General features: G+C 66.9%; 21 protein-coding genes. 16 read left to right on the top strand and 5 right to left on the bottom strand.

Going from position 1 to position 20,751, the window contains the following annotated elements; all coding sequences use genetic code 11:
• Positions 1 to 145 precede the first annotated feature (145 nt).
• The 5 genes from AC1D3B_RS35020 to AC1D3B_RS35000 are packed head-to-tail and all read left to right on the top strand — an operon-like array spanning position 146 to position 4,215.
• The gene (locus AC1D3B_RS35020; RefSeq protein ID WP_478195265.1) at positions 146 to 955 is read left to right on the top strand and encodes an RraA family protein; all 810 of its coding nucleotides are present in this window, start codon (positions 146 to 148) and stop codon (positions 953 to 955) included.
• Between the two features lie 13 nt (positions 956 to 968).
• Positions 969 to 1,421 (top strand): nuclear transport factor 2 family protein, encoded by a 453-nt coding sequence (locus AC1D3B_RS35015; RefSeq protein ID WP_478195264.1) that lies wholly within the window; start codon positions 969 to 971, stop codon positions 1,419 to 1,421.
• The gene (locus AC1D3B_RS35010; RefSeq protein WP_478195263.1) at positions 1,418 to 1,711 is read left to right on the top strand and encodes a Dabb family protein; all 294 of its coding nucleotides are present in this window, start codon (positions 1,418 to 1,420) and stop codon (positions 1,709 to 1,711) included. The genes AC1D3B_RS35015 and AC1D3B_RS35010 overlap by 4 nt, the downstream gene beginning before the upstream one ends.
• 10 nt (positions 1,712 to 1,721) lie before the next feature.
• Positions 1,722 to 3,308 carry an aldehyde dehydrogenase (NADP(+)) gene (locus tag AC1D3B_RS35005; RefSeq protein WP_478195279.1) on the top strand — a complete coding sequence of 529 codons (1,587 nt, stop codon included), beginning with the start codon at positions 1,722 to 1,724 and terminating at the stop codon, positions 3,306 to 3,308.
• Positions 3,309 to 3,321: 13 nt separating this feature from the next.
• Complete coding sequence (locus tag AC1D3B_RS35000) at positions 3,322 to 4,215, top strand: aldose epimerase family protein (protein WP_478195262.1); 894 nt, start codon at positions 3,322 to 3,324, stop codon at positions 4,213 to 4,215.
• Between the two features lie 17 nt (positions 4,216 to 4,232).
• Here AC1D3B_RS35000 and AC1D3B_RS34995 read toward each other — a convergent pair whose 3' ends face one another.
• Positions 4,233 to 5,204, bottom strand: coding sequence for a LysR substrate-binding domain-containing protein (locus AC1D3B_RS34995; protein ID WP_478195261.1), 972 nt, complete (start codon positions 5,202 to 5,204; stop codon positions 4,233 to 4,235).
• 93 nt (positions 5,205 to 5,297) lie between these two features.
• Here AC1D3B_RS34995 and AC1D3B_RS34990 point away from each other — a divergent pair, with 93 nt between their 5' ends.
• The 8 genes from AC1D3B_RS34990 (at position 5,298) to AC1D3B_RS34955 (ending at position 12,242) form a co-directional block, all read left to right on the top strand.
• Positions 5,298 to 6,326, top strand: coding sequence for an NAD-dependent epimerase/dehydratase family protein (locus tag AC1D3B_RS34990; protein ID WP_478195260.1), 1,029 nt, complete (start codon positions 5,298 to 5,300; stop codon positions 6,324 to 6,326).
• The gene (locus tag AC1D3B_RS34985; RefSeq protein ID WP_478195259.1) at positions 6,323 to 7,402 is read left to right on the top strand and encodes an Ldh family oxidoreductase; all 1,080 of its coding nucleotides are present in this window, start codon (positions 6,323 to 6,325) and stop codon (positions 7,400 to 7,402) included. The genes AC1D3B_RS34990 and AC1D3B_RS34985 overlap by 4 nt, the downstream gene beginning before the upstream one ends.
• A 42-nt stretch (positions 7,403 to 7,444) precedes the next feature.
• Positions 7,445 to 8,269 carry a transporter substrate-binding domain-containing protein gene (locus tag AC1D3B_RS34980; RefSeq protein WP_478195258.1) on the top strand — a complete coding sequence of 275 codons (825 nt, stop codon included), beginning with the start codon at positions 7,445 to 7,447 and terminating at the stop codon, positions 8,267 to 8,269.
• Between the two features lie 33 nt (positions 8,270 to 8,302).
• Positions 8,303 to 9,115 (top strand): transporter substrate-binding domain-containing protein, encoded by an 813-nt coding sequence (locus AC1D3B_RS34975; RefSeq protein ID WP_478195257.1) that lies wholly within the window; start codon positions 8,303 to 8,305, stop codon positions 9,113 to 9,115.
• 236 nt (positions 9,116 to 9,351) lie between these two features.
• Positions 9,352 to 10,035, top strand: a complete 684-nt coding sequence (locus AC1D3B_RS34970; protein ID WP_478195256.1) for an amino acid ABC transporter permease — start codon at positions 9,352 to 9,354, stop codon at positions 10,033 to 10,035.
• 19 nt (positions 10,036 to 10,054) lie between these two features.
• On the top strand, positions 10,055 to 10,696 hold the full coding sequence (locus tag AC1D3B_RS34965) for an amino acid ABC transporter permease (protein WP_478195278.1): 642 nt from the start codon (positions 10,055 to 10,057) through the stop codon (positions 10,694 to 10,696).
• On the top strand, positions 10,680 to 11,408 hold the full coding sequence (locus AC1D3B_RS34960; RefSeq protein WP_478195255.1) for an amino acid ABC transporter ATP-binding protein: 729 nt from the start codon (positions 10,680 to 10,682) through the stop codon (positions 11,406 to 11,408). The genes AC1D3B_RS34965 and AC1D3B_RS34960 overlap by 17 nt, the downstream gene beginning before the upstream one ends.
• Before the next feature lie 21 nt (positions 11,409 to 11,429).
• Positions 11,430 to 12,242 (top strand): transporter substrate-binding domain-containing protein, encoded by an 813-nt coding sequence (locus AC1D3B_RS34955; RefSeq protein WP_478195254.1) that lies wholly within the window; start codon positions 11,430 to 11,432, stop codon positions 12,240 to 12,242.
• A gap of 65 nt (positions 12,243 to 12,307) precedes the next feature.
• Here the strand turns inward: AC1D3B_RS34955 and AC1D3B_RS34950 are convergent, their stop codons facing one another.
• The 4 genes from AC1D3B_RS34950 to AC1D3B_RS34935 all read right to left on the bottom strand — a co-directional run bounded on the left by AC1D3B_RS34950 (position 12,308) and on the right by AC1D3B_RS34935 (position 17,490).
• Entirely contained in the window at positions 12,308 to 14,179 is a 1,872-nt protein-coding gene (locus AC1D3B_RS34950; RefSeq protein ID WP_478195253.1) for an enolase C-terminal domain-like protein, read from the bottom strand.
• Positions 14,180 to 14,313: 134 nt separating this feature from the next.
• A complete protein-coding gene (locus AC1D3B_RS34945) occupies positions 14,314 to 15,126 on the bottom strand; it encodes a transporter substrate-binding domain-containing protein (RefSeq protein ID WP_478195252.1) in 813 nt (270 codons plus the stop codon).
• Positions 15,127 to 15,276: 150 nt separating this feature from the next.
• Positions 15,277 to 16,473 carry an L-talarate/galactarate dehydratase gene (locus AC1D3B_RS34940; protein WP_478195251.1) on the bottom strand — a complete coding sequence of 399 codons (1,197 nt, stop codon included), beginning with the start codon at positions 16,471 to 16,473 and terminating at the stop codon, positions 15,277 to 15,279.
• Between the two features lie 48 nt (positions 16,474 to 16,521).
• Positions 16,522 to 17,490 (bottom strand): Bug family tripartite tricarboxylate transporter substrate binding protein, encoded by a 969-nt coding sequence (locus tag AC1D3B_RS34935; protein WP_478195250.1) that lies wholly within the window; start codon positions 17,488 to 17,490, stop codon positions 16,522 to 16,524.
• 212 nt (positions 17,491 to 17,702) lie between these two features.
• Here AC1D3B_RS34935 and AC1D3B_RS34930 point away from each other — a divergent pair, with 212 nt between their 5' ends.
• The 3 genes from AC1D3B_RS34930 to AC1D3B_RS34920 all read left to right on the top strand — a co-directional run bounded on the left by AC1D3B_RS34930 (position 17,703) and on the right by AC1D3B_RS34920 (position 20,387).
• The gene (locus AC1D3B_RS34930) at positions 17,703 to 18,755 is read left to right on the top strand and encodes a LacI family DNA-binding transcriptional regulator (protein WP_478195249.1); all 1,053 of its coding nucleotides are present in this window, start codon (positions 17,703 to 17,705) and stop codon (positions 18,753 to 18,755) included.
• Positions 18,756 to 19,090: 335 nt separating this feature from the next.
• On the top strand, positions 19,091 to 20,056 hold the full coding sequence (locus AC1D3B_RS34925) for a tripartite tricarboxylate transporter substrate-binding protein (protein WP_478195248.1): 966 nt from the start codon (positions 19,091 to 19,093) through the stop codon (positions 20,054 to 20,056).
• 103 nt (positions 20,057 to 20,159) lie between these two features.
• Entirely contained in the window at positions 20,160 to 20,387 is a 228-nt protein-coding gene (locus tag AC1D3B_RS34920) for a hypothetical protein (RefSeq protein ID WP_478195247.1), read from the top strand.
• Positions 20,388 to 20,751 lie beyond the last annotated feature (364 nt).

Below are 20,751 nucleotides of genomic sequence, written 5' to 3'. Positions count from 1 at the left end.
TCTCAGATAGCGGTACTGGGTGTGCCGTGCATGGCGGCAACGCAACTGCGGCCCATTCTATTTTTGGACCTCTCTCCTTACAGTGAGCATTCCACCCTTGCGATGACCTGTGGTCTCGCCCGATCCCATCATTTGAGACAGCTTCATGACGACGTCCCTGCCCAAGCCGCTGGCCAGCATCCCCCAGCGCGCCCCCGCTCCGTTCGTGCCCGATGCGGTGCTCGAGCGCCTCGCCAAGGCCACGAGCGGCTCGCTCACCACGCAGCTCTACATCAAGGGCTTTCGCCAGCCGGTGCTGCACGGCCTGACGCCGCTGAACAGGAAGATCAAAGCTTTCGCAGGCCGGGCCTACACGATGCGCTTCATTCCCGCGCGCGAAGACGTCGACGTGTACGGCAACCTCACGACCGAGCCGAGCGCCGACAACCTGCAGTGGGTGGGCGTGGAGCAGATCGAACCGGGCCACGTGCTGGTGATCGACAGCAACAAGGACGGCCGCGCCGCATCGATGGGCAACATGCTCATCACCCGCATGATGATGCGCGGCGCGCGCGGCGTGGTCACCGACGGCAGCTTTCGCGACGGCACCGAACTGAAGGAAATGGACTTTCCGATCTGGTGCACCGGCGTGACCGCGACCACGCGCCTGAGCTACCACCACGTGGCCGACCTGCAGGTTCCGATCGGCTGCGCCGGCGTGGCCGTCTACCCCGGTGACGTGATCCATGGCGACGGCGACAACATCACCGTGATCCCCGCCCACCTGGCCGAGGAGATGGCCGACCTGTGCGAGAAGCGCGATGACATCGAGGCCTACCTGGCCCTGCGCGTGCAGGCCGGCGAGGCGCTGTGGGGCCTGTACCCGCCCAGCGACGCCACGCGCCGCCAGCACAAGGAATGGGTGGCCGCCGGCCGCCCCGAGATCAAGCCCGTGCAGCCCGCCGGCGCACGCTGAACCGGAAAGAGACATGACCTACACCCCCGACTACTACGACGGCCTGATCCGCGGCTACTTCGACGCCTGCAATGCGGCCGACTACCAGGGGCTGATCGACTGCTTCACGCCCGACGCGGTGCACTACTTCCCGGCCGGCCTGCCCGAGGTGCCCTGGCGCACGGCCGACACCATCGCGAAGAAATGGATCTGGTGCGTGGAGACGCTGGGTTCGCAATGGACCATCGAGCGCATCCTGATCAGTCACGACAAGCCCGAGGCCATGATCGAGTGGACGCACTGGAAGAACAAGAGCGGCACGGCACTGCGCGGCGCCGAGTGGTACGACTTCGAGAACGGCAAGATCAAGGAGATCCGCGCCTACTACGCCTCGCCGGCCGACAAGGGCACTCCCATCAACGAACTGGTCGACTTCGACTACGCCGGGCGTGGCTACGCGCTCAAGAGCGAAGGGTCTGCCAAGTGATCCGCCACGTCGTGCTCTTTCGCCGCAAGACGGGCATCCAGAAGGACCCGGCGCGTGAAGGCGTGCTGACGGAGCGCATGGCTGCCCTGGGCGCGCAGATTCCCGTGATCCGCCACTGGCGTGTGGCCGCGAACGAACTCGTGCGCCCCATCAGCTGGGACTACGTGCTGGAGTCCGAGGTTGAGAGCGCCGCAGCGCTCGACGAGTACCTGTTCCATCCCTTGCACCAGGCCCTGCTCGCAGATCTGAAGCCCTATTTCGACTGGGCCGCCGTCGACTACACCGTTTGACATGACTACCATGATCCTCACCGGCGAGATGCTCATCGGCGCCAGCGCCGTGCGCGGCAGCGCCGGCGCCCAGCGCGCCTTCAACCCTTCCACCAACGCCGAGATCGCCGAGCCCAGCTTCGGCCTGGGCGACGCGGCCGACGTGGACCGCGCGGCCACACTGGCCGCTGCGGCGTTCGACACCTATCGGAGCATGCCGCTGGCCACGCGCGCGGCCTTCCTGGAAACCATCGCCGAGAACATCCTGGCGCTCGGCGACACGCTGATCGCACGGGCGCACGAAGAATGCGGCCTGCCCATCGCGCGCCTGCAGGGCGAGCGCGGCCGCACGGTGGGCCAGTTGCGCCTGTTCGCAAAGGTGGTGCGCGACGGCCATTTCCTCAAGGCCACGATCGATCCGGCCCAGTCCACGCGCCGGCCGCTGCCGCGCGGCGATCTGCGCCTGGCCAAGCTGCCGCTGGGCCCGGTGGCGGTGTTCGGCGCCAGCAACTTCCCGCTGGCCTTCTCGGTGGCCGGCGGCGACACGGCCGCCGCGCTGGCCGCGGGTGCGCCCGTGATCGTGAAGGCGCACAGCGCGCACCTGGGCACGTCCGAACTGGTGGGCCGCGCGCTGCAGCAGGCGGTGCAGGCCCATGGCCTGCCCGAGGGCGTGTTCTCGCTGCTGATCGGCGCCGGCCGCCAGATCGGCGAGGCGCTGGTGGCTCACCCGGCCATCCAGGCCGTCGGCTTCACGGGCTCGCGCCAAGGTGGCCTGGCGCTGCAGAAGATCGCCAATGCACGGCACCAACCCATCCCGGTCTATGCCGAGATGAGCAGCATCAACCCCGTGTTCCTGCTGCCGGCGGCACTGGCCGAGCGGGCCGAATCCATCGGCAAAGGGTTCGCGGCCTCGCTGGTCCTGGGTGCGGGCCAGTTCTGCACAAACCCCGGTCTGGTGCTGGCCTGCGACGGCCCCGGCTTCGCCGATTTTCTGCAGGCCGCGCACGATGCGTTGGCCGCCACACCTGCGCAGACCATGCTGACGCCCGGCATCCACGCGGCCTACCAGACCGGCTCGCAGAAAGTCGGCACGACGCCCGGTGTGGAAACGGCGGTGGTCGGGGCAGATGCGGGCGATCGGCCCAATGCCGCGCAGGCCGCGCTGTATGTGACCGATGCCGCACGGTTCCTGGCCACGCCGACGCTCCGCGAAGAAATGTTCGGCCCCGCCGCCATCGTCGTTCGCGCACGCGACCTGCAGGAGATGCTGCAGGTGGCCGAGCAACTCGAAGGCCAGCTGACCGCGACCTTGCAGCTGGATACCGCCGACCATGCGGACGCACGCCGCCTGCTGCCGATACTCGAACGCAAGGCTGGCCGCATCCTGGTCAACGGCTTCCCGACGGGCGTCGAGGTCTGCCACGCGATGGTGCACGGCGGCCCGTTCCCGTCCACGTCGAACGCGATGTTCACCTCGGTCGGCGCCGAGTCCATCGAGCGCTTCCTGCGCCCCGTGTGCTACCAGGACCTGCCGGACGCACTGCTGCCCGCCGCGTTGCAGCAGGCCAATCCGCTGGGACTGTGGCGCATGGTCGATGGCGCTCTGCGCCAACCCTGAGCGCGGCTTGGCCATGAACGCCGTCAGGCTGCACGCCGGTCGCTCCGAGTTGCGCCTGCTGCCTGCCGCCGGCGGGCGCATCACCGCCTGCACGCTGGCTGCGCCGGACGGCACCCTGCAGCAGGTACTGCAGCCCTATCCCGAGCAGCACGACGACCTTGACCGATGGGCCAAGGGAGGCATTTACCCGCTCGTGCCCTACAACGGACGCATCCGCGATGCCCGGTTGCGCCACGCCGATCGCGACTGGGCGCTGACACCGCACGCGGGCGGCCCCCACACGCTGCACGGCATCGCCCAGCGCCGGCCCTGGCAATTGCTGACATGCGAGGAGAGCCGGGCGCGCCTGGCCTATGTGCACGCCGCCGACGCGCACTGGCCGTGGGCATTCGAGGCGACCATGGACGTCGCGCTGGACCCGGGCCGCGTGCGCATCGCGCTCACACTGCGCAACATGGGCAACGCTGACATGCCGGGCGGCGTGGGCCTGCACCCGTACTTCGTGCACCGGGCCGACAACCAGGTGCGGTTCGATGCCGGCCCCGATTGGCCGTTCGACGCCGACTACCTGCCGCGAGAGCCCGCGGCCGATCGCAGAGATCGTCAGCCCTGGACGGTGGGCGCAGCGGACTTCGCGGCGGGCGAGGTCACGCACTTCATTGCGGACTGGTCCGGCACACTCGATATCCATTCTGCGCAGGCCAGACCCGTCCTGCTGCTCGCCAGCGGCGCGATGGACCAGCTCGTCATCCACCGGCCCGCGAACGCGCCAAACGTGTGCATCGAGCCGGTCAGCCATCTGCCCGACGGCTTCAACCTGCACGCGCGCAACGTGGCGGGCACAGGCACCCGCATCCTGGCGCCCGGCGCGCAGTTGCAGGGGCAGCTCGACATCGTGCTGGGGTGAACCGGCGCGCCGCGCCATCAACCGCGGCGCGGCTTCTTGCGCGCCAGGCGCTGCAGGATGGCCATCATGTCCTGCGCCGTCGGGGTCAGTTCCATGCCACGCCGCGTGACGATGCCGTAGGGCGACAGCGCGCTTTTCAGCCGCACCGGCAAGACGCGAAAGCGCTCGCCCTCGTTGTCGACCATGGCGCGCGGCAGCACGCCAACCATGCCCGCCTTCTCGACCATGTTGAGCATGGTGTAGACCGACGACACGCGTACCAAGTCGGCCGGCAGTCCCAGGCCTTCGCCGCCGAACTCAGCTTCCAGCAAGCGCCGCGTCGGCGTGGGTGAATCCTGGATCACCCAGGGCAGGCCATGCAGGTCGGCCAGGCTGCGCGAGCGCTGCGAGACCCGGCCATCGCGCCCCGTGAAGATACACAGCGGCTCGTCGCTGAGCGGCATCAGTTCGAATTGCAAACTGTCCTGCGGCCGCACGAAGCGCGCGAGCACGAAGTCGAACTCGTTCTTCGCCAGGTCTGCCAGCAGCCGGTCGCTGGAGGACTCGACGATGCGCACCGAGACTGCGGGCCGCGTCTTCTTGAGTTCCAGCACCGCTGCCGGCAGCAGGCCGGCCGCCGTCACCATGATGGCGCCGATGGTCAGCGTGCCATGGCCGCTGCGCACCAGCGTGTCCAGGTCGGCACCGAAGCGTTGCGTCTCGCCGAGCACGCGGCGCGCGTACACGGCGACGAAGCGGCCAAAGTCGTTGATCTCGATCGCGCGCGCGCGCCGCGTGAACAACTGCACGCCCAGCACATCCTCCAGGTCCTGCAGGATCTTGCTGGCCGCCGGCTGCGTGAGGCTCATCGCCACTGCCGCCTGCCGCAGGCTGCTGGTGCGCGCCAGCGCGTCGATGAGGCGCAGATGCTTGAGCCGCAAGCGGCCCACCAGTCGATGCCTCGCGCGCTCCGCGGCCTGCTCAAGCGCATCGTCTCTGCTGATAACCATTGCGTATCAAATCCGGAAATTTCTTCAATATTAATTGGATGGCATCCCTCCTACAGTGCGGGCCGGTTCAACACACTCGAAGGAAGACATCCCATGCAGGTTTTCGTCTCAGGCGCCACGGGGCGCGTCGGTGGCACGCTCGCGCGTGCTTTGCTGGAACGGGGCTGGCGCGTGCGCACGCTGGCACTGCCGCAGGACCGCAACCTGGCGGCCACGCGCGACGTCGGCATCGACTGCGTGGTGGGCGACCTGGCCGAGCTGTCCGCGGTGCGGCAGGCCATGGAGGGCGCCGATGCGGTGTTCCACATGGCGGCCGCCATCTCGTTCCAGCCACAGGCGCGCGACCTGATCTGGAGCGCCAATGTGGTTGGCACCTACAACGTGCTGCGCGCCGCTGCGGAGCAGTCCGCCAAGCGGCCGGTGCGCCTCGTGTTCGCGTCGAGCGACCAGGTCTACCCCACGCGCTTCGCGCGCTACCGGCCGACCGACGAACTGCACCCGCGCGAGCCCTACACCTTCTATGGGCTGAGCAAGCTGCTGGGCGAGGACATGGCCGCGTTCTACGCACGTTCCGAGCCCAACCTCAAGATCAGCACGGCGGTGTTCTCGCACATCGAGGCTGCGCACGAGCTGCTGGACCCCAATGGCGAATACTCCAGCGCGGCGTTCTACGTGAACGGCCGCGTGCGCAGCCTGAAGGCCAGCAGCACGCACCATGCGGGCGCCACCAGCCAGGCCGAACTGCGCAGCATCCTGGACGTGTTGGAGCCGCTGGTCGCACCCGACGAGCCGCTGCTGCTGGCACGCGACGCCGACGGCAAGCCGCATACGCAGGAACTGGTCGACGTGCGCGACATCGTGCAGGGCCTGCTGCTGATCCACGACAAGCCCGAGGCCATCGGCGAGACATTCAACCTGGCGCCCGCCACGCCGGTCAGCCTCGCGGAGTTCATCCCCTATCTGGCCGAGGCCACCGGCCGGCGCTACGTCGAGGCACGCATCCCCGTGGAACTGGGCCGCACGCACGGCAGCGCGGCCAAGGCGCGTGCACTGCTGGGCTATACGCCGAAGTACTCGTTGTTCGACATGGTCGACGAAGCCGCCGGCAGGAGCGCGCAGTGAGCGAGGGCCTGCGCTACGACGTCGCCGCCGTCCGCGCGTTCGCGCGCCAACTGTTCGAGGCGACCGGTCTCGCACCCGACAAGATCGACAGCGTGGTGCGCTCGCTGGTCACGGCCGACATGATGGGCCACACGACGCACGGGCTGGCCATCGCCTCCTGGTACCTGCAGGAGGCACACAGCGGCGCCATGGCGTTGCACGGCCAGCCCGAGGTGCTGTCCGACCGCGGCGCTTGCGTGGCCTGGAACGGCCGGCGCCTGCCGGGCGCCTGGCTCATCGACCGCGCGATCGACGTGGCCCTGGAGCGCATCGAGGCGCACGGCGTCGTCACCTGCACCATCGCGAACGGCTACCACACCGGCGCGCTGGCAACCTACCTGCCGCGCCTGACCGAGCGCGGGCTGATGGTGGTTCTGGCCTGCTCGGGCCCCGCGCACAGCGGCGTTGCCCCTTTTGGCGGCACGCGCGGTGTATTCACCCCCAACCCCCTGGCCGCCGGCATGCCCAGCGGCGGCGACCCTGTCCTGCTGGACATCAGTTGCTCCATCACCACCATCAAGCGTTCGACGCAGGTGGCCAAGGCCGGCGGCCGGCTGCCGGGCCAGTGGGTGATGGACGCACACGGCGAGCCCACGGACGACCCTGCCGTGCTGCTGCAGGGCGACGGCAGCCTGCTGCCCGTCGGGGGACTGGACCACGGCCACAAGGGCTACGCAATGGCCTTGCTCGTCGAGTCGCTGACGCAGGGCTTGTCGGGCTATGGTCGCCGTGACGGTCCCACCGGCACCGTGATGAACACCTTCCTGCAGGTGCTGGATCCGGCGGCCTTCGGTGGCCGCTGCGCATTCACCGACGAGACCGACTGGCTGATCGAAGCCTGCCATGCCAACCCGCCGCGTCCTGGCGTGGACCGCGTGCGCGTGCCCGGCGACCAGGCCATGGCGCGCCAGCGCACCGTACTGGCCGAGGGCGTGGTGCTGGACCAGGCCATCCTCGACGGCCTGGCGCCGTACGCCTCGGCCTGTGGCCTGGCGCTGCCGCAGGCGCTGAACCAGCGCGACGCCCAGCCGGCCTGAATCCATTTTCCTTTCACACACAACACGACCAGGAGACAAGACATGCACCACCGTCCCACACCCAACCTTCGCCGCACCTGGCTACAGGCCGCCCTCGCCTGCACGCTCGCCGGCGTGGCCTGGGCGCCTGCCCATGCCGACGCGCTGGACAGCATCGCCAGGAGCGGTGTGCTGCGCATCTCGATCGACCCGGCCGCGCCACCCTACTCCGCCAAGGACGCCAGGCTCGCATTCGCAGGATCGGAGGTCGAGGTCGCCGAACTTCTGGCCAAGGACCTGGGCTTCAAGCTGGAGATCGTGCCAACCAATCCGGCCAGCCGCATCCCGTACGTACTGACCGACAAGACCGATCTGGTGATCTCCACCCTGTCGATCACCCCGGAACGCGAGAAGGTGATCGATTTCTCGGTGCCGTATTCCGGCATCCAGGTCATCGTGGGGGCACCGCGCGCCACGCAGCTGGTCCGCATGGACGACCTGGTGGGCCGCAAGGTGGCCGTGGTGCGCGGCAGCACCAACGACACCGAGCTGACCAAGGTCGCCAAGCCCGGCACCGAGGTCGTGCGCTTCGACGACGATGCGACCGCCATCACCGCGGTGCTCAGCGGCCAGGCCGAGTTCTATTGCACGGCGCCCGCCCTGCTGGCCCCGGTCAACCAGCGCCGGCCGGAGTTGGCGATGGAGCCCAAGCTGGTGGTCAAGACCAACCTCACCGGCATCGGTATCCGCAAGAACGAGACACGCCTGAAGGCCCGCGTGGACGACTGGGTGCGCGAGAACCTGCGCAACGGCAAGCTCAATGCCATCTACCGCAAGCACCACAACGCCGACCTGTCGCCTGAGGTCGCGCGTGCCGCGGGCGCCTGACCCCCAACCAAGACCGACATCCAGGACACCGCCATGACCATGCGCCATTCCAGCCACTTCCTCGGCGCCCTGTGCGCCGCCGTGTTCACCCTGTGGGCGCCTGCCGCCCTGGCCCAGTCCGATACGCTCGCCAAAGTGCAGGAGAGCCGCAAGATCCGCATCGCGATCGATCTCAACGTACCACCCTGGTCGTACAAGAACGACAAGCTGGAGGTGACCGGCTCGGAAGCCGAGACCGCCCAGTTGCTGGCCAAGGACCTGGGCGCGGAGCTGGAGATCGTGACCACCAACGGGGCGAACCGCATTCCGCTGCTGATCACCAACCGCGCCGACATCGTGATCTCGGCCATGACCATCACGCCCGAACGCCTGAAGGCGATCGACTTCTCCATTCCGTACTCGGGCATCTCCACGTTCGTCGCCGCACCGAAGTCCATGGTCATCCGTACGCCGGCGGACCTGGCGGGCAAGCGCATCGCCGTCACGCGGGGCACCACCAACGACGCCGACGTGACGAAGCTCGCACCGCCTGGCGCCGAGATCGTGCGCTTCGAGGACGAGGCCACGACCATGACCGCCGTGGTCAGCGGCCAGATGGACGTGATCGCGCAGGCCACCACGCTGATCGCTCTGATCAACCAGAAGGCACCCGCGCGGCAGCTGGAGCCGAAGCTGCCCTTGCAGGAATCCCTGTTCGGCGTCGGCCTGCGCAAAGGCGACATACGCATGAAGGAGTGGATCGACCGCTGGATCCAGGCGCAACTCAAGAATGGCAAGCTGCAGGCGATCTACCGCAAACACCAAGACGCGGATCTGCCTGCGGCAGTGCTCAAGCCCGCTTCCTAAACGCTGGTCCGCACGCCCACGCAAGGGGTTGCGTCCCATCCATCGGGACGAATCCGGGCGACTCGGGTTAACCCCGAACGTCCCGAACACCGGGGTGCTCTTTAGCATTCCCGGCACGCGTCTTCCATCACCTGTCCGGATGGTGGGACGCCTTCTCCTCGCACCATGAGCTCTGCCTTCTTTCTTCTCCGCTGCCGGCGCCGCGCCACGCAGCGGCCTCACCCGAGGTCCACTCCTTGAACTACGAATTCGATTTCGGCGCCGTGCTGGCGTTCTGGCCGCTGTTCGCCGAAGGCGCCTGGGTCACGCTGCGGCTGGCCTTCTTTGCCACCGTCATCGGCTTTCTGTTCGGCACGCTGTGCGCGATCGCGCGCACCAGCGGGCCGACCTGGCTGCAACGCATCGTGGCCGGCTATGTGGAAGCCATCCGCAACACCCCGCTGCTGATCCAGAGCTACTTCCTGATCTTCGGCATGGCCAGCATCGGCCTGCGCCTGCCCATCCTCGTGGGCGCCATCATCGCGCTGGTGGTCAACATCGGCGCCTACACCACCGAGATCATGCGCGCGGGCATCGACTCGATCCAGCCGGGGCAGCTGGAGGCGGCGGAATGCCTGGGCTTGTCGCGCGCGCAGGTTTATCTGCATGTGGTGCTTCGCCCGGCCATGGAGCGCGTATACCCGTCGCTGGCCAGCCAGTACGTGCTGCTGATGCTGGCCTCCAGCATCCTGTCGTCGGTCGGGGTCGAGGAGCTGTTCGGCATCTCCAACCGCGTGCAGAGCGACACCTTCCGCAATTTCGAGGTGTTCGTGGTGCTCGGCATCGTGTACCTGGCGCTGTCGATGCTGCTGCGCGTGGCCTTCTGGCTGCTGAACCTGGCCCTGTTCACGCGCCGGCGCAGGCTCGGCACGCCGATCTGAGGGAGCCCGCACCGTGAACATGCAATACATCGGCTCGCTGCTGCAGGGCCTGTGGGGCACAGTGCTGCTGAGCCTGCTGACCTTCCTGTTCGGCGGGCTGTTCGGCCTGGTCATCGCGCTGGCGCGCATCTCGCCACTGCGCGTGGTCGCCCGCGTCACACAGGCCTACATCCAGTTCATGCAGGGCTTGCCGCTGCTGGTGCTGATGGGCCTGTGCTTCTACGGCCCCAGCCTGCTGGGCATGCAATCGGTCAACCCGTTGTTCGCGGCCACGCTGGCCATGACCTTCTATGCCGGCGCCTACCTGGGCGAGATCTGGCGCGGCTGCCTGGAGGGCGTCCCCAAGTCGCAGTGGGAGGCCGCCGAATGCCTGGGCCTGTCGCGCGTGCAGCGCATGCGGCTGGTGGTGCTGCCGCAGGGCCTGCGGCTGGCCACGCCGCCCACCGTGGGCTTCATGGTGCAGATAGTGAAGAACACGTCCGTGGCCTCGCTGGTGGTGGGCTTCACCGAGCTCTCCTACAACGCCAAGGTCCTCAACAACACCACGTTCCAGCCATTCCTGTACTTCGGGCTGGCCGGTCTTCTGTATTTCGCGGTCTGCTATCCCTTGTCCCGGCAGGCCCGCAAGCTCGAAAGGAAGCTCAATGTCAGCCGTCGTTGAACTCAGCAACATCCATAAGACCTTTGGCACGAACCATGTGCTGCGCGGCGTCAGCTTCGAGGTGGAACGGGGCCAGGTGGCCGCCATCATCGGCCAGAGCGGCTCGGGCAAGAGCACGGCACTGCGCTGCATGGACCGACTGGAGAAGATCGATCAGGGCGAGCTGACGGTCTGCGGTCATGCGCTGCACGACCCGCGCCTGGACGTGAAGAAGCTGCGCCGCGACGTGGGCATCGTGTTCCAGAGCTACAACCTGTTCCCGCACCTGACGGTGGAGCAGAACGTGACGCTGGCGCCGCGCACGGTCAAAGGCATCAAGGCGTCCGAGGCCCGCGAGATCGCCGCCGAGGTGCTGGCTAAGGTGGGCCTGAAGGAAAAGATGTCGGCCTATCCCGAGCAGCTCTCGGGCGGCCAGCAGCAGCGCGTTGCCATCGCCCGCAGCCTGGCGATGGAACCCAAGCTGATGCTGTTCGACGAGGTGACCTCCGCGCTGGACCCGCAGCTCACCGGCGAGGTGCTGCGCGTCATGGAGCAGTTGGCCAAGGACGGAATGACCATGGTGCTGGTCACGCACGAGATGGCCTTCGCGCGCAACGTGGCCCACAAGGTGATCTACATGCGCGACGGCAAGGTGCACGAGAGCGGCACCGCCGACATCCTGCGCAAGCCCTCGACCCCGGAGCTGGCGCAGTTCGTCAGCGCCGACGCCTGATTTTTTACACAAGGAATATCCGTGATTTCTCGGCGACAGATTTTTCACGTGGCGGCCCTCAGCGCGGCTGGTCTGCTGGCAGGTGCCCTGCCCGCCCACGCCCAGCAGGACACCCTCGCCACCATCCGCCAGGCCAAGACCCTCAAGGTCGCCCTGGAATTCGGCCGCCCGCCATGGGGCTACAAGGACGACAAGCTCAGGATGACCGGCTCGGACATGGAGGCTGCCGAGCTGCTGGCCGCTAACCTCGGCGTGAAGCTGGAGATCGTCGAGGTGACGGGCCCCAATCGCATTCCCTTCCTGCAGACGCGCAAGGCGGACGTGGTGCTGTCGACTTTCTCGATCACGCCCGAGCGGCTCAAGGTGATCGACTTTTCGCAGCCCTACGCCAGCGCTGTGCAGATCGTCGGCGCACCGAAGAACGTGGTGCTCAAGAGCGAGTCGGACCTCAAGGGCAAGCGCGTAGGCGTCACGCGCGCCACCACTGGCGACGTGGAACTGACAAAAAAGGCCAAGGATCTGGGCGTGGAGGTGCTGCGCTTCGACGACGAAGCCACCAGCATGACAGCGCTGGCCAGCGGCCAGGTCGATATCGTGGTGCAGGAGCCGGCCACGTTGACGGCCGTGGCCGCGCGCAACCCGGCTCGCCAGATCGAACCCAAGTTCATCTTCACCCAGTTCCCGGTGGGCATCGGCCTGCGCAAGCACGACACCGCGCTCAAGGCCTACCTGGACCAATGGGTCAAGGGCCACATGGCCGACGGCAAGCTCAACGCGATCTACCGCAAGTTCCATGGCACGGACCTGCCGGCCGAGCTGAGCAAGGGCGGTTGAGGCGCCCTGCAGAAAAGGCCACCCCCGCGTATGCGGGAATGGCCTTTGTCTTTGGAGACCGGGATCTAGACGCGCCAGCGCGCCAGCACCTGAGGGTCAGGCTCGAAACCGTGGCCTGGGACCTGCGGAATACTCACCATGCCTTGCTGCGGCAGCGGCGTGCCGCCCAGGGCCAGATCGGCAGCGGGTTGCACATACAGGTGCTCGAACAGCGGCTCACCGGCCAGCCCCGCGCTGAGTTGCAGTGTGGCGAAGTATCCGGGGCCAAAGTACGGCGAATGCGGCATGACCGCCACGCCCTTCGCCTCGGAAAGCGCCGCGACCGCCGCGAACTCGGTGACGCCGCCGACCTTGATGACCGAGGGTTGGGCATAGCGCACCGCGCCGGCCTCGAGCATGCGCGCGAATTCGTGGCGCGTGCAGGCGTTCTCGCCAGCCCCCACCGGGAACGCAGCGTTCAGCTGCGCCTGGGTCCGGATGTCCTCCGGCGGGAACACCGGCTCCTCGATCCACATCGCGTCCACTTCGCGCAGCATCGCGATGCGCTCGCGGGCCTGCTCGGCCGACCAGGAACAGTTGACGTCCACCGACAGGCCGATGTCCGGCCCGATGGCGGCACGGCCGGCGCAGATTATGTCGGGCTCGATCTCGTGTAGCTTGATGTAGCGATAGCCTTGGGCAATGGCTTCATGGCAGTACTTGCGCACCAATGCCGCATCGCCATAGCGCACAAGGCTCGCATAGGCCGGAATCTCGCTGCGGCGCGCGGCGCCCAGCAGCGAATGCAGCGGCCGGCTCTGGGCCTTTGCGGCGATATCCCACAACGCGATGTCGAAGCCCGAGATCGCAAACAGTGTGATGCCGTAGCGGCCGAATAGGTGCAGGCGGCGCTGCACCTCCAGCATCAGCGCCTCGGGCGTGGCCGCCAGCTCGCGGCCTTGCAACAGCGGCGCGACCATGCTGCGCGCGGCCGTGGCCACCGCGGCGCGGCAGGAATAGGCGAAGCATTCGCCCCAGCCGACCAAGCCCGTGTCGGTCTCCACCCGCACCAGCACGAACTCAAGCGAATCCCAGCGGCCCGGCGTGATGCCCATGCCGCTGCCACCGTCGTCGAACGGGATGACGGCCTCGATGACGTCGATCTGCGCGATCTTCATGCCGCGCCCCGCGTGCCAGGCAGCAACCGCGGCGCTGCCGGGCGCGGGCAGTGGATCGTCACGCAGTACCTGTTCGTCCCAGCCCTCGGAACTGTCCTGCGGCACATAGCCCAGCGCGTAAGCCGTGGCGTTGTCGTAATGACGGCCCTCGGCGTCGGAAATGCCGTAGACGATGTCGAAGCCGATGTCCGGATGCTCGATGCCGATGGCCACCAGCTGGCCCAGGTCGCGCGAGCTGAGCCAGCTGCCCAGGCGACGCCGGTCGATCGGCCGCGTGTTGACATTGCCGATGCGCACTGCCAGCACCTGCATGCCGTACTTGTAGGCATACAGCGCGCCGAGGGACTCGCCGAAGGCCTTGCCCACGGCGTAGCGGCTGTCGGGCCGCAGGATGGCGGTGTCGCCCATCAGCGGCCCATGCGGCGCGCGCGGATGCAGGCCCACCACATGGTGTGAACTGGCGTAGACGACGCGGCGCACGCCGGCATCGCGCGCGGCATCGAACACGCTGATGCAGCCCTCGACGCTCAGCTTGACCTGCTCGGGCCAGGGGGCATCCGTGGTGCAAGCCGCAAGATGCACCACGGCGTCACAGCCCTGCAGTCGCTGCGTCATGGCCACCTGGTCGGTGATATCGATGACGGCAGCTTCCTCATGGACCGCAATGTTCTGAATCGGCTTGATGTCCAGCGACAGCACACGGTAGCCACGTTTCAGTAGTTGTGCGCGCAGGCCGGTTCCCACAAGTCCTGCGGCGCCCGTGATCGCAATACGTTTCATGCTTGAAAAGGTCTCGGTTGAGCCCGCGTCGCGGGGTGTCGCAATTGTCGAACGCAGCTGTCCATGCCGGGGAGCGCCGCGCACTCGGCTGCGCCAGCAGTACCAGATGGCGGGACGCGCACGCCGCCGTCCGCCTAACGCGAAGCTTGTGCCACCGCAGCGGGCAGGTCGATGCCTTGATTCTTCTTGAACACTGCAGCCAGTTTGCCATTGGCCATGTTGGTCCTCACCCATTGGTCGACCCATTCCTTGAGCCGCGCCTCGTTCTTGCGCATGCCGATGCCGTGCAGGTTGTTGCGCAACACGATCTTGGTCTCCAGCGCCTTCGCCGGGTTGCGCTTGTTGACGGTCTCGTTGAGGGTGACCGATTGCGCGACGATGTCCACCTGGCCGCTCAGCACCGCGGTCAGCGTGGTCGCCTCGTCCTCGAAACGCACGATCTCCACGTCCTTCGGAGCGGCGGCGGTCAAGTCGGTGTCCATCGAGGTACCGCGTGCGACGCCGACGCGTTTGCCGGCGAGATCGGCCATGGTCTTGATGGCCATGCCGCGCGGCGCGGAGACCGCGGTGGTCGTGCCCGAATACGGCAGCGAAAAGTCGATGACCTTCTGCCGCTCGGCGGTAATCGTCATCGCGGCCACCACGATGTCCGCCTTGTCGGTGATCAGTTGCGGAATGCGGTTGGCGCCGTTGGTCGGCACCATCTCCAGCACAACCCCGAGGTCCTCTGCCAGCATCTTGGCGGTCTCGTATTCGGACCCGCGCATCTCGAGCTTGTCGTTCTTGAACGACCAGGGCGGAATGCTGGGGTCGAGCGCAATGCGGATCTTCTTGGCTTGCTGGATGCGTGCCAGCGTGTCGCTCTGCGCGTGGGCAGCTGTACTGCCAAATGCCAGCGCGCCTGCAAGGCAGGCGCTGACGATGGTGAAAGTGCGTCGGTCGATCATGGTGTCTCCTGTGGATGCGCGATTGGGGCGACTGACGACGCCCTGCGCTCCGCCGATGCTAGGAGGCCCGCGCGGCCGCGGCGTGCGGCCCCGCGGGCGCAATGGCCGAAAATCCCCACCCGCTGGGACACGGCGGCGGTGACGGCAGACTCAGGGCCGCTTGCCGAACTCCTGCGTCTCGGTCGTCCACTTCAGTGCCTGCTCGCTCAGGCTGAAGCCCAGACCCGGGCGGTCCGACACGTGCATGCGCCCGTCCTTCAGGTGCATCTGCTCATTGAACATCGGGCCCAGCCATTCGAAGTGTTCGAGCCAGGGCTCGATCGGGTAGGCTGCGGCCAGGTGCAGGTGGATTTCCATCGCGAAGTGCGGTGCCAGCTTGCGTCCCTTGAAAGCCGCCAGGTTCATGATGTGCAGGAAGGGCGTGATGCCGCCCACGCGCGGCGCGTCGGGCTGGATGAAATCGCTGCCCTCGGCCATGATGAGTTGCGCATGTTCGCCGAAGCTGGTGAGCATCTCGCCGGTGGCAATGGCCGTGTCGAAGCGCGCGGCCAGCTGGGCGTGGCCTTCGAAGTCATAGGCATCGAGCGGCTCTTCGATCCAGGTGAGGTCGAAGTCTTCGAACGCCCGGCAAGCCCGCGTGGCCTTTTGGCGGTCCCACTGCTGGTTGGCGTCGACCATCAGCGGAAACGCATCGCCCAGCAGCTTGCGCACTTCGCCCACGCGCTGGATGTCGATCGCCAGGTCGGGCTGGCCCACCTTGAGCTTGATGCCGCCGATGCCGCTCTCGCGCGAAATGGCCACGTTCTTGAGCACCTGGTCGAGCGGCGTGTGCAGGTAGCCGCCCGAGGTGTTGTAGCACTGCACGGAGTCGCGCTCGGCGCCCAGCAGCTTGGCCAGCGGCAGCTTCGCGCGCTTGGCCTTCAGGTCCCACAGCGCGATGTCGAAGGGCGCGATGGCCTGCGTCGTGAGGCCGCTGCGGCCCATGCTGGCGCCGGCCCACAGCAGCTTGGTGAACAGGCGCGAGATGTCGTTGGGATCTTCGCCCAGCAGGTTGGGCGCGAGCTCCTTCGCATGCGCGTACATGCCGGGGCCGCCCGCGCGCTTGCTGTAGCCGAAGCCGATGCCTTCGTGCCCGTCGCGCGTGCGGATCTCGGCAAAGATGAAGGCGATCTCGGTCAGCGGCTTCTGACGGCCCGTGAGCACCTTGGCGTCGCTCACCGGCGTGGCCAGCGGCAAGTACATCAGCGATACCTTGATCCAGTCGATGCGGTCGCCCGCGTCGGCCGCGGTGCGCGCGCCTTCGGCCACCTTGGCGTAGGAAACGATGTTGGATTCAACGGCTTTCATTTCGATCACTTTCAGAAATAGGAACAAGGAAAAAACAGGGGCACGCATTCAGTCAAGCTTGATGCCGGCCTTCTGCACCACCTGGGTCCAGCGCACGGTCTCGTCCTGCACGAAGCGTGTGTAGTCGGCCGCGTGCGAAGCCACCACGACGAAACCGTTGGCTTCCAGCTTGGCACGCACCGCCGGCTCTGCGAAGCCCTTGACCATGGCGGCTTCGAGCTTGTCGGCGACGGCCTTCGGCGTGCCCTTGGGCGCCGACAGGCCAGTCCATGACACGGCGCTAAAACCGGGGTAGCCCGACTCGGCCACCGTAGGCACTTCGGGGAACAGCGGGTTGCGCTGCGCACTGGTGACGACCAGGGCTCGCAGCTTGCCTGCCTTGATGTGCGGCAGCACCGAGTCCTGGTTGGTGAACATGCCGGGAATCTGGTCGGCCAGCACGTCGTTGAGCGCGGGTGCGCTCCCTTTGTACGGAATGCCCACCATGTCGAGTCCCGCCACCTGCTTGAGGTATTCGGTGGTGACGTGGCCGGACGAGGCGTTGACCTGCCCGTAGCTGAACTTGCCCGGGTTGACCTTGACCCAGGCGACGAACTCCTTGAAGTTCTTCGCCGGGAACGACGGGTTCACCACCAGCACGTTGGGCCCGGCCGCAAGCTGCGACACGTGGACGAAGTCGCGGTTCGAGTCATACGGCGGCTTGGGCGAGAAGCCGTGGATGATCGCGTTGCTGCCGATGCCCGACAGCAGCAGCGTGTAGCCGTCGCCCGGCGCCTTGGCCGCCTGATCGGTGCCGATGGCGCCGCCCGCTCCGCCCTTGTTGTCGACGATGAACGGCTGCTTGAGCTGCCGCCCGAGCACCTCGGCAATCAGGCGGCCCATGATGTCGCTGGTGCCGCCCGCAGGGAACGGCACGATGAGCTTCACGGGACGCGAGGGGTAATCGTCCTGGGCGTGGGCGGCGCCGGCCTGCAGGCCGGTCAAGGCCAGGGCGGCAAGAAGGGTTCTGCGGAACATGGATTTGTCTCCTGTGCGTTGGATTCGCTTGTTCGATGCTTGTTGATGGAAGCGCTTTCATTTTGGTCTCCGGACAGGCCCTGATAGACCGGGTTCTCCGGGCTTTACTCCAACTATTCCCATAGCGTGGGACGCGGCGGGACAGACTGGTAGCGCTTTCATTGGTAAAGGTTTTCGCTGCCGGCCGAGGCTATGATCGACAGCGCCTTGCCATGCCTGCCTCTACGACCGACTCCTCCGCCGATTCCGTTGCCGAAACCGCCCGGGCCACCGCTCGCATGAGCGACGTGGCGCGCGAAGCCGGCGTGTCGCTGGTCACGGTCTCGCGTGCCATCAACACGCCCGGCAAGCTTTCACCCGACACGCTGGCCGCCGTGCGCGCCGCAGTCGAGCGGCTCGGCTACGTGCCCAATCTCATGGCGGGCAGCCTGGCCTCGAAGCGCTCACGCATCGTGGCGGCCATCGTGCCGACCATTTCAAATCTCGTGTTCTCCGAAACGCTCGAGGCGCTGGCACAAACGCTGGCCGACGGCGGCTACCAATTGCTGCTGGGCCAGAGCGCTTATCGCCAAAGCGAGGAGGCCGCGCTGATCGACACATTCCTTGGCCGGCGCGTCGACGGGCTGGTGCTCACCGGCATCGCGCAGCCCAGCGCCCAGCGGCTCAAGCTACGCCGCGCCGGGGTACCGGTGGTGCAGACCTGGGACGTGCCCGGCGCGAGAGGCGAGGCGCCGGTCGACATGCTGGTGGGATTTTCGAACATCGGCGCGGGCCGCGCCGCAGCACAGCACCTGCTGACGCGCGGGCACAAAGTTCTGGCCTTCATCGGTGCCGAAGAAGAACGCTCGCGCCTGCGTCTCGCAGGCTTCCGCGCCGAAGCAGCCGCGAATGGTGCGGGCGAGGTGCCCGCCGAACTGATCCGCCCGCCGGTGCAGATCGACGACGCCGGACCGCGCCTCGCGCAACTGCTGGCGCGGCGCCCCGACATCACGGCCGTGTTCTGCAACAACGACCTGCTCGCGGCTGGCCTGCTCTTCGAGTGTCAGTTGCGCGGCTGGAACGTGCCCGGTCGCATCGCGGTGATGGGCTTCGGCGACATGCCGATCGCGCGCGCCGCCTCGCCGCGCCTGTCCACCGTGCGCATTCGCCGCGCCGAGATGGGCGAGCGCGCGGGGCAGATGCTGCTGGCGCGGCTGGCCGGCGAAGACCCCGGCGCGCAATGCGTGGACATCGGCTTCGAAGTGATCGCCCGCAGCAGCACGTGATTTAAGTGCGCCATCGGCGATTTGGTCCGGGCGGCTTTCCAACGGGCCTTAACCGTCATTGACATTGCCAAAAGGACGCCAGACGCAGGAACAGCAGCAACTCACATAAAAGGCGTTCTAGATAGAGCAGGCGTCGGTGCATGCATTGATCAGTGCCCATTACAGCCTCACGCCTCACTGTGGGGCCGAACGTGTGCTGGCGGGGTGGGCCCGTCTTACGCTCCGAGTCTCCGAGAGGAACTGTTCCCGCAATCCTTCAGCAAGGCGCACTGCCAGCCGCGAGCGGGGCCGATCCCTGGGATAGATCAGACACAGGCTCAGCTCAATGTGCGGCCATGAAAGCCCTGTGGAACCCCTCGCGCGCCGCGGCGCTTGCGCTTCTGCTGGCGGCCGGGGTGGTAGCGCCGGCGTCGGCCCAGCGCGTAATCAAGCTGGTGGTGCCCTACGCCACCGGCGCTGTGCTCGACACGGTGGCACGCAGCTTCAACGCCGAACTGGCCAAGGAACTGCACGCCACGGTCATCGTCGAGAACCGACCCGGTGCGGGTGGCAGCGTCGGCACCGCTGCGGCCGCCAGGGTCACCGACAACAACACGCTGCTGATGACGGCGGCCAGCTACAACTTCGCCGCCTACCTGTACCGCAACCTCGGCTACGACCCTATCAAGGATTTCACCGGCGTCGCCTATGTAGGCAACTCCGGCTTCATAATCGCGGCGCCCGGCGGCTTGGGCATCAACACGCTGCAGGACTGCGTCAAGCTGATCAAGAGCAAGCCCGGGCAGCTCAACTACTCGTCCGCAGGCAATGGTGGTGCTACGCACCTGGGCATGGCAGCATTCCTTACGGCCGCGGGTGCGCAGATGCAGCACATCCCGATGAAGGCCACCGGCGAGGCGGTCAACGAGGTGTTAGCTAGTCGCGCGCAAGGCACGATGGCCGCGACCATTGGCCTCACAGGCTTCGTCAACGACCCACGCATCAAGCTGCTGGCGTACACGGGCAGCAAGCGTTCGCGCTTCATGCCCAATGTGCCTACCGTCGCAGAGTCCGGGGTACCCGGGTTCAAGTACGACACTTGGTTCGCCGTGCTCGCGCCTGCCAGCATGCCCAAGGCAGAGGTGGACAAGCTCCATGCTGCAGTGGGCAACGCGCTGGCCGATCCGGCGGTGCAGGACCGACTTCTGCGCCTAGGCATGGAGCCCGGCACTATGACAGTCGACGAACTGAACCGGATGCTGAAGGCAGACTACGAGGCGGCTGGCGCCTTGGTGAAGTCAACCGGCGCGCGCATCGAGTGACTGCGTAGACCCGGACAACGCCGCAAAGCAACGGGCTTGGAGCGGGGTCGTCGGCTTGCATTAGCCCCTTCGGCAAATGCATGCAATCGCACGGGCGGCCAGCATGCCCAGCGCAAGCCCCGCCAGCATGGACTTCCCGGTACCCGGGTCGATAGTGTCGAGCGAGGCGCTGCCGGAGAAACGCAGGCCGCCGCTGGCGTTCAGTCTCCAGCGTCCCGGGCGCCGGCGCACCCTGTTAGCTGTTGCCGCGCAACAAGCGGTCGAGCACGTCCTGGTTCAGTGCCTGGCCCGAGGGCAGCACCTGCGCGGCCGCATCGGCCAGAACCGATGATTACGACGACGTACTCACCTTCCTGCAATCAGACGGCTGGGTGCTGCCACCGCCGGAACACGCGGTCGACAACTAAGCCGGCGGAAGAGCAGGCCGCGCAAAGCCGTCGCGAGCATAAAGGCTCTATGAGCGGTTACCAACAACGCTCTGTTTCGCCAGAATTCGCCGAAGCCCCCTGTGGCCCCACTCGATCATCAACAGGCCGTCTAAACCCGCATGGTAAAAGGACTTGGCTGTGATCGACATGGGTCCATACCGTCGCTTTTACCGTCAGAAACCCAGATCTTTTGCTGGCGCGGGAGATGGAGCGATTTGCGGGGCATCGACGTTTTCGACATCATCATCAATCAGGTGCAAGCATATC

Source organism: Variovorax sp. P5_A3 (genome assembly GCF_056400665.1).
The sequence above is the reverse complement of the archived record's forward strand: the minus strand, read 5'-3'. Positions and strand labels throughout refer to the sequence as shown.

What these genes read in the sequence shown, in the direction of transcription:
- AC1D3B_RS35020 (WP_478195265.1), top strand. Translation starts at nt 146, where the DNA reads ATGACGACGTCCCTGCCCAAGCCGCTGGCCAGCATCCCCCAGCGCGCC.
- AC1D3B_RS34960 (WP_478195255.1), top strand. Translation starts at nt 10,680, where the DNA reads ATGTCAGCCGTCGTTGAACTCAGCAACATCCATAAGACCTTTGGCACG.
- AC1D3B_RS34975 (WP_478195257.1), top strand. Translation starts at nt 8,303, where the DNA reads ATGACCATGCGCCATTCCAGCCACTTCCTCGGCGCCCTGTGCGCCGCC.
- AC1D3B_RS34945 (WP_478195252.1), bottom strand. Translation starts at nt 15,126, where the DNA reads ATGATCGACCGACGCACTTTCACCATCGTCAGCGCCTGCCTTGCAGGC.
- AC1D3B_RS34950 (WP_478195253.1), bottom strand. Translation starts at nt 14,179, where the DNA reads ATGAAACGTATTGCGATCACGGGCGCCGCAGGACTTGTGGGAACCGGC.
- AC1D3B_RS34980 (WP_478195258.1), top strand. Translation starts at nt 7,445, where the DNA reads ATGCACCACCGTCCCACACCCAACCTTCGCCGCACCTGGCTACAGGCC.
- AC1D3B_RS34965 (WP_478195278.1), top strand. Translation starts at nt 10,055, where the DNA reads ATGCAATACATCGGCTCGCTGCTGCAGGGCCTGTGGGGCACAGTGCTG.
- AC1D3B_RS34920 (WP_478195247.1), top strand. Translation starts at nt 20,160, where the DNA reads ATGCCCAGCGCAAGCCCCGCCAGCATGGACTTCCCGGTACCCGGGTCG.
- AC1D3B_RS34990 (WP_478195260.1), top strand. Translation starts at nt 5,298, where the DNA reads ATGCAGGTTTTCGTCTCAGGCGCCACGGGGCGCGTCGGTGGCACGCTC.
- AC1D3B_RS35015 (WP_478195264.1), top strand. Translation starts at nt 969, where the DNA reads ATGACCTACACCCCCGACTACTACGACGGCCTGATCCGCGGCTACTTC.
- AC1D3B_RS35005 (WP_478195279.1), top strand. Translation starts at nt 1,722, where the DNA reads ATGATCCTCACCGGCGAGATGCTCATCGGCGCCAGCGCCGTGCGCGGC.
- AC1D3B_RS34940 (WP_478195251.1), bottom strand. Translation starts at nt 16,473, where the DNA reads ATGAAAGCCGTTGAATCCAACATCGTTTCCTACGCCAAGGTGGCCGAA.
- AC1D3B_RS34935 (WP_478195250.1), bottom strand. Translation starts at nt 17,490, where the DNA reads ATGTTCCGCAGAACCCTTCTTGCCGCCCTGGCCTTGACCGGCCTGCAG.
- AC1D3B_RS34925 (WP_478195248.1), top strand. Translation starts at nt 19,091, where the DNA reads ATGAAAGCCCTGTGGAACCCCTCGCGCGCCGCGGCGCTTGCGCTTCTG.
- AC1D3B_RS34930 (WP_478195249.1), top strand. Translation starts at nt 17,703, where the DNA reads ATGCCTGCCTCTACGACCGACTCCTCCGCCGATTCCGTTGCCGAAACC.
- AC1D3B_RS34995 (WP_478195261.1), bottom strand. Translation starts at nt 5,204, where the DNA reads ATGGTTATCAGCAGAGACGATGCGCTTGAGCAGGCCGCGGAGCGCGCG.
- AC1D3B_RS35000 (WP_478195262.1), top strand. Translation starts at nt 3,322, where the DNA reads ATGAACGCCGTCAGGCTGCACGCCGGTCGCTCCGAGTTGCGCCTGCTG.